Source organism: Kaistella sp. (assembly GCF_049588135.1).
Classification (GTDB): Bacteria; Bacteroidota; Bacteroidia; order Flavobacteriales; family Weeksellaceae; genus Kaistella.
Map to the genome: position 1 here is coordinate 1 of NZ_JBAVFG010000007.1, position 6,902 is coordinate 6,902.

General features: G+C 34.8%; 7 protein-coding genes. 4 read left to right on the plus strand and 3 right to left on the minus strand.

The window, feature by feature from the left end:
* A partial coding sequence (locus WBY99_RS00630) for a ComEC/Rec2 family competence protein (RefSeq protein ID WP_423974417.1) occupies nucleotides 1–1,071 on the minus strand: 1,071 nt, incomplete at its 3' end.
* A 52-nt stretch (nucleotides 1,072–1,123) separates the two neighbouring features.
* On the minus strand, nucleotides 1,124–2,230 hold the full coding sequence (gene lpxB / locus WBY99_RS00635) for a lipid-A-disaccharide synthase (protein WP_423974418.1): 1,107 nt from the start codon (nucleotides 2,228–2,230) through the stop codon (nucleotides 1,124–1,126).
* A gap of 58 nt (nucleotides 2,231–2,288) precedes the next feature.
* On the opposite strand from lpxB, the gene WBY99_RS00640 reads away from it, so the two are divergent.
* The 3 genes from WBY99_RS00640 to WBY99_RS00650 all read left to right on the plus strand — a co-directional run bounded on the left by WBY99_RS00640 (nucleotide 2,289) and on the right by WBY99_RS00650 (nucleotide 4,433).
* Nucleotides 2,289–3,041: an AAA family ATPase gene (locus tag WBY99_RS00640; RefSeq protein WP_423974419.1), complete on the plus strand. Its 753-nt coding sequence runs from the start codon at nucleotides 2,289–2,291 to the stop codon at nucleotides 3,039–3,041.
* Nucleotides 3,042–3,092: 51 nt separating this feature from the next.
* The gene (locus WBY99_RS00645; RefSeq protein ID WP_423974420.1) at nucleotides 3,093–3,602 is read left to right on the plus strand and encodes a DUF2480 family protein; all 510 of its coding nucleotides are present in this window, start codon (nucleotides 3,093–3,095) and stop codon (nucleotides 3,600–3,602) included.
* Nucleotides 3,603–3,722: 120 nt separating this feature from the next.
* Nucleotides 3,723–4,433 (plus strand): DUF937 domain-containing protein, encoded by a 711-nt coding sequence (locus WBY99_RS00650; protein WP_423974421.1) that lies wholly within the window; start codon nucleotides 3,723–3,725, stop codon nucleotides 4,431–4,433.
* Between the two features lie 58 nt (nucleotides 4,434–4,491).
* Here WBY99_RS00650 and WBY99_RS00655 read toward each other — a convergent pair whose 3' ends face one another.
* The gene (locus WBY99_RS00655; protein ID WP_423974422.1) at nucleotides 4,492–4,671 is read right to left on the minus strand and encodes a 30S ribosomal protein THX; all 180 of its coding nucleotides are present in this window, start codon (nucleotides 4,669–4,671) and stop codon (nucleotides 4,492–4,494) included.
* A 327-nt stretch (nucleotides 4,672–4,998) separates the two neighbouring features.
* Here WBY99_RS00655 and aspS point away from each other — a divergent pair, with 327 nt between their 5' ends.
* Nucleotides 4,999–6,753 carry an aspartate--tRNA ligase gene (gene aspS / locus WBY99_RS00660; RefSeq protein WP_423974423.1) on the plus strand — a complete coding sequence of 585 codons (1,755 nt, stop codon included), beginning with the start codon at nucleotides 4,999–5,001 and terminating at the stop codon, nucleotides 6,751–6,753.
* Nucleotides 6,754–6,902: the final 149 nt, after the last annotated feature.

A 6,902-nucleotide genomic window follows, 5' to 3' on the forward strand; every position in this document is an offset into this window, starting at 1 on the left:
CTTTAAAATAGGTTGATTAAGCCAAAAAATTCCGAAAACAGCTACAAAACTCAACTGAAAACCCACATCGAAAAACTGGTTGGTATCCGCGATTAAAATCGCAAAAGCCGCAACCGCCATCGCATGAAGCAAATCGGGTTTTCGTTGCAATAAAACATAAATATAATAAGCCGAAATCATAATGCAACTGCGCACCACAGAACTTCCGTAATCAATAAAAATCGCAAAAGCCCAAATTAAAATTAAAGAAATAATCGTTTTCAGTTTTCTGAATTTTGGCGGAAAAATTGGATTCAAAACCAATAAAATAAGCCAGAAAACAATCGCCATGTGCGAACCAGAAATCGCCAAAACATGCATTAATCCTGATTTACTGAAATCCTGAACCGTTTCATAATCCATTTCGGTTCTGTCGGCCAAAATAATTCCTTTGGTAAACTCGCGGGTTCTTTTGCTGAAATTGGCGTGATCGATTTTGCTTAAAGTTTCGAGTCGCTTTTCCCTGATTTTTTCTGCAAAAGTCAAATCATTTCGATTGCCTGTTTGGAAAGAATTCGGCAAATACGCTTGAAAATAAATTTCTTTTCTTGCCAAATATTTCCCATAATCGAACTGAAAATCGTGATATGGTTTTTCAATTTTGTTGATGTAAACCTCGGCTTTGTAATAATGCAAAAAATCGAGATCTTTTTCAGATTTTGGTAACGATAAAACGCTCAGAAATTGTTCTTTTTCTTTCCATACAGTAATTTCATAACGGCGGTTTTTCTCATTGGAATTAAGCTTCTTATTGATTTTGAAAACAATGTTTTCTTTGCTTTTCAAATCTGGAAGTTTCGGTTTTTGAGAATTCAGAAAATGAGCAAAAACACCCAATGAAAAAAACAAAACAAAAAGGGAAATAAAACGAAACTGATGAATGAAAAAGTTTTTAATTAAAAATAAAAACAACGATAAAAAACTAAAAATCAATAAAATGCAAATGAAATTGATTTTCAGCAAAATACAATCTTGAAACAAAATGCCAAGAATAAAGCAAATGCAGAGAATAAGTAAAGGTTGTTTATGCAACTTTTTTTAAAGATAAATTTACTTAATTCTATCTTTAAAAAATAGCGTTAAATCACCCATTTATAATAACATCAGCGGCATGATCACTCGCTCCTTTTCCGCCCAATTTTTTGCGCAATAACTTGAAATCACTCAGCATTTTTTGTCTTGAATCACCTTCCAAAATTCGTTTTAAATTCCGAACCAAATTCTCTGTATTTAACTCACTTTGAATGAGTTCCGTCACAACTTCCTGATCCATAATCAAATTCACCAACGAAATATATTTGATATTTTTCACCACTCGTTTCCCGATTTCATACGAAATTCTGCTGCTTCGATAACACACCACTTCGGGAATATTCAAAAGCGCAGTTTCCAAAGTTGCCGTTCCGGAAGTTACCAAAGCAGCTTTTGAAACCCGCAATAAATCATACGTTTTATTGGAAACGAAATGTACATTTTCATCAACATATTTTTGGTAAAATTCTTTCGGCAAACTTGGCGCTCCTGCAATAACAAATTGATAATCAGCAAAAAATGTACGAACAGAAAGCATCAACTCCAACATTTTCGCAACTTCTTGTTCACGAGAACCGGGCAAAAGTGCAATGATTTCTTTTTCGTTTAAATTATTTTCTGATTTAAATTTTCGAATATCAATTTCTGGCAAATCCGAAATCGCATCAAGCAAAGGATGTCCCACGAAATGCGCATCAACTTGATGTTTCCTGTAAAAATCTTTTTCAAAAGGAAGAATCACGAGCATTTCGTCCACGAAATTTTTAATTTTTTCTACTCTACCTTCTTTCCACGCCCAAAGTTGTGGCGAAATATAATAAATCACTTTTATTCCCGAATTTTTTGCGAATTCTGCAATTCTCAAATTAAAACCCGGATAATCGACCAAAACCACAACATCGGGTTTGTAATTTACAATATCTTGTTTACAGAATTTAATGTTTTTAAGAATCGTTTTCAGATTTTTTGCCACTTCCAAAAATCCCATAAACGCCAAATCTTTGTAATGTTTCACGGGCGAAAACCCTGCAACTTTCGTCATTAAATCGCCGCCCCAAAAACGAAATTCGGCGTTAGAATCTTTTTTCAGAATCGATTTCATTAGATTGGAAGCGTGCAAATCCCCGGAAGCTTCTCCTGCGATGATGTAGTATTTCATTTTTTTATTAACACGTAATTTTTACTAAATTTACTGATTCAAAGTTAAAGAAATTTGTATGATTTTTCTTGAAAAATTTTCTTTGCCATTTGAGGAAAGGCGAGTTTATCCATATCGAATTTTGTCTTCCAAAATGTTGGATGTGATTAATTTCTCACCGGTTACTGTTTTTTATGGAAATAATGGTTCCGGGAAATCAACTTTGCTGAATGTTATTGCCAAGAAAATTAAAATAAAACACAAGACATCGGGAAATTCTTCTTTCTATTTTGATGAATTTGTTGAAAAATGCGGTTTTCAAATGACGGAACGAAACGGAAAAGAAATAAAAATCCCGAAAGAAAGCCGATTGATCAGAAGCGAAGATATTGCAGAAGCAATTGTAAATCTGCGAAACAAAACTGAAAAAGCAGAAAAAAGAATTCTGGAAGCCAAAGAAAAAGATGATAAATCAAGAATGTTTGCATGGCAAAATCATAATGAATTGTCCGAACAATTTTCTAACGGAGAAACTGCAATTTCGTTTTTTGAAAATATTTTTGAACCCGATACCTTATATTTGCTGGATGAACCCGAAACTTCTTTTTCACCAAAATTGCAATTGGTCGTAAAAGAACTAATTGAAAAACATGCACGTTTATTGAACTGTCAGTTTATTATCGCTTCGCATTCTCCTTTTATTTTGGCGATTGAAAATGCTAAAATTTATAATTTGGACAGCAATCCTGCCAAAGAATGCAATTGGCAAGAACTTGAAAATATGAAGTTGTTGTATGAACTTTTCAGAAATAATAAAAAATATTTTGGATAAAATATTTACAAAGAAAATGAAGAACAATTATTAATATCAAACACCAAAAAAATGTCTGAAGACTTAGAAATAAAAAACAAAATCGCAGAAAGCGGTCTCATCAATTTCGACCTTTCAAAATTAGTTCCGAAAGGCAAACGAATTGGCATCGATTTGAAGGATTTTCTATTTGAAGGAATCATTCTTAAAGAAAAAGATTTTCGCGAAAAAGTAGCAGAAATTAATACTGAAAACTATCAGGATTCTTACGTTTTTATCTACAATTCTGCCGATGCGATTGTTCCGCTTTGGGCATATTTTTTAATTACCGCAAAATTGACCGACTTCACCAAAAAAATAATTTTCGGAAACCGCGAAGATTTGGAAGTTTTATTGATGCACAACAGTATTCAAACCTATGATTTCACAGAGATGATGGGCAAAAGAGTTCTGGTAAAAGGCTGTAGCGACGAATCAATCCCAGAAAATGCTTATATCGAACTCGTGGAACAACTGAAACCGATTGTGAAATCTTTGATGTTCGGTGAAGCGTGTTCTAACGTTCCTATTTTTAAAAATTAATTCTAAAAATCAATTAGTTAAAGCCATTTCATTAAACTTTAACAATAATTTACATCTTCAAAAAATTCATCTGAAATAATTTTCGTTAACTTAGTTATCTAATTTAAAAACAAACAAACGATGGGCTTAATTGATTTAATTACAGGAAATGCCGGAAACCAAGTGGCAGAACAAGCTGAAAACAAATTTGGTGTCAGCAAAAACCAAATTATTGCACTTATGGCCGTTGCAGCGCCATTGGTTATTAGTCATTTAATGAATAAATCCAAAGATCCGCAAGAAGCAAATGCTTTGAACACGGCTTTGGACAAAGATCATGACGGAAGCATTTTGAACGATCCGTCGCAAGTTGAAGCAAGGCAGCAAGAAGGCGGTTCTATTTTGGATCATATTTTTGGTGGCGACAAAGCAACTGTAGAAAATCAACTTTCGCAAAATACCGGGATTTCGATGGATAAAATCGCACCGATTATGGCGATGTTAGCTCCTGTTATTATGGGATTTATTGGGCAAGAAAAACAAACCAACGGCGTGACTTCAGGTGGAGGTTTGGGAGGTTTATTGAGCGGAATTTTGGGCAATGCACAAAATCAAGCACAAGCTGAACCATCAAATCCTTTGAATAATATTTTGGGAAGCGTACTTGGCGGCGGCGCAAATGGGCAATCTTCAGGAAATCCTTTGAGCGATATTTTAGGAAGCGTTCTCGGCGGCGGTCAACAGCAAGAACAAGGCGGTTTAGGCGGAATTATAGGCAGCGTTCTTGGTGGTGGAAACCAACAACAAGGCGGCTTGAGCGGACTTTTAGGAAATCTTTTTGGCGGAAAATAATTCTCCTTTCCCCAAATACCTCTCCAAAGGAGAAGGGCTTCAATAAAAAAACCGAAGATTATTCTTCGGTTTTTTTGGCTTTAGTCGCTTTTGGTTTTGCTGCTGCTTTTTCTGCCTTCACTTTTACAGGTTTTTCAACCACTGCAACCGCTACTTTTTCGGATTTTCTCGGTCTTCTTTTTCCGTACGAACCATTCGTTATTTTTCCTCTTCTCGATTTTTTATCTCCTTTTCCCATAATTAAAAATTATTTTTAGTGATTGATTTTCACAAAGTTAAACAATATATTCACAAAGTATTTCTTAAAAAATCATAAAATTTTTAACCACACTGCAGTCATTATTTATGTCGTTCCCTAATACCTTCCTATTACCTCAAGTCGGACTATCTGCTGTAATTATTTTCTATATCCTTCTATTATATGCCTCCCAATCTTTTATTTTTCAAATTCTAAAAAGAATACGAATATGTAAATTAATTTACATATCTGTCGTATTTATTTATCTTTGCAATCGGAAATTAGACAACTGAACCTATAATTTCTAAAATATAAAATATAAAACAAATGTTTCGTACGCACACCAACGGAGAATTAAATATCCTAAATCTTAATCAAACCGTCACCCTTTCCGGATGGGTTCAAACCATTCGTGATAAAGGTTTTATGATGTGGATCGATTTACGCGACCGTTACGGAATTACGCAGTTGGTATTTGATGCAGACCGTTCTTCTGCAGAATTATTAGAAAACGCCCATAAACTCGGACGTGAATTCGTGATTCAAATCGAAGGAAAAGTTATCGAAAGAGTCAGCAAAAATCCAAAAATCCAGACTGGAGAAATTGAAATTTTGGTTGAGAAATTAACGATTTTAAATGAATCAGAAACACCACCTTTTACCATTGAAGATCAAACCGATGGCGGCGAAGAATTGAGAATGAAATACCGTTATTTGGATATTCGCAGAAATCCGGTGAAAGATAAATTGATTTTCCGTCATAAAATGGCGCAGAAAGTGAGAAATTATCTTTCAGAACAGGATTTTATTGAAGTTGAAACACCGGTTCTCATTAAATCAACACCGGAAGGAGCAAGGGATTTCGTAGTTCCAAGCAGAATGAATCCGGGACAATTTTATGCGCTTCCACAATCGCCACAAACCTTCAAACAATTGTTAATGATTGGCGGAATGGATCGATATTTCCAAATCGTAAAATGTTTTCGTGATGAAGATTTGCGAGCAGATCGACAACCAGAATTCACCCAAATCGATTGTGAAATGGCGTTCGTAGAACAAGAAGACGTTTTGGAAATCTTTGAAGGAATGACCGCAACTTTATTGAAAGATATTGCGGGAAAAGAATTCGGAAAATTCCCAAGAATGACTTTCGCCGATGCGATGCAAAAATACGGAAACGACAAGCCAGATATCCGTTTCGGGATGGAATTCGTGGAAGTGAACGATTTGGTGAAAGGAAAAGATTTCAAAATATTTGATGATGCAGAATTGGTGGTCGGAATTAATGTTGAGAATTGCGCAGATTATACCAGAAAACAAATCGACGAATTAATCGATTGGGTAAAACGTCCGCAAATTGGTGCCAACGGAATGATTTGGATTAAATTTCAAAATGATGGCGTTGTAACTTCTTCTGTAAATAAATTTTATAATGAAGAGGATTTAAAGAAAATTACAGAAAAATTCGGGGCAAAAGCAGGAGATTTAATTTTCCTAATGTCCGGAAATGAAAATAAAGTAAGAACCCAACTTTCCGCTTTGAGAATGGAACTTGGGAATCGTTTGGGATTAAGAAACCCGAAAGAATTTGCGCCACTTTGGGTCATCGATTTCCCACTTTTGGAATGGGACGAAGAGACGAATCGTTATCATGCGATGCATCATCCGTTCACGTCGCCAAAGCCGGAAGATGTTCATTTATTGGAAACCGATCCCGGAAAAGCCAGAGCAAATGCTTATGATTTAATCCTCAACGGAAACGAAATTGGTGGTGGTTCGGTAAGAATTTTCGATAAAGATTTGCAGGCGAAAATGTTTAATTTATTAGGGTTCACCAAAGAAAATGCAGAAGCACAATTCGGATTTTTGATGAACGCTTTCCAATATGGAGCACCGCCACACGCAGGATTAGCATTAGGTTTCGACCGTTTGGTTGCTATTCTTGACGGAAACGAAGTCATCCGAGATTATATCGCTTTTCCGAAAAACAATTCTGGAAGAGATGTGATGATTGATGCTCCGAGTAAAATTGCTGATGAACAGCTGGATGAGTTGGAATTGAAATTGAATTTAAAATCATAAATTAGAGCGAGAATTTTTTTCTCGCTTTTTTTTATTTAATAATATTGGATTTTGTTTTTCGAAATTATATTTTGAAATTCAAAATTTTGAACTATCTTTGTAATCAATAATGAGAATTGTAACTTTTTTAAAAATTAAAGAATTTGTAG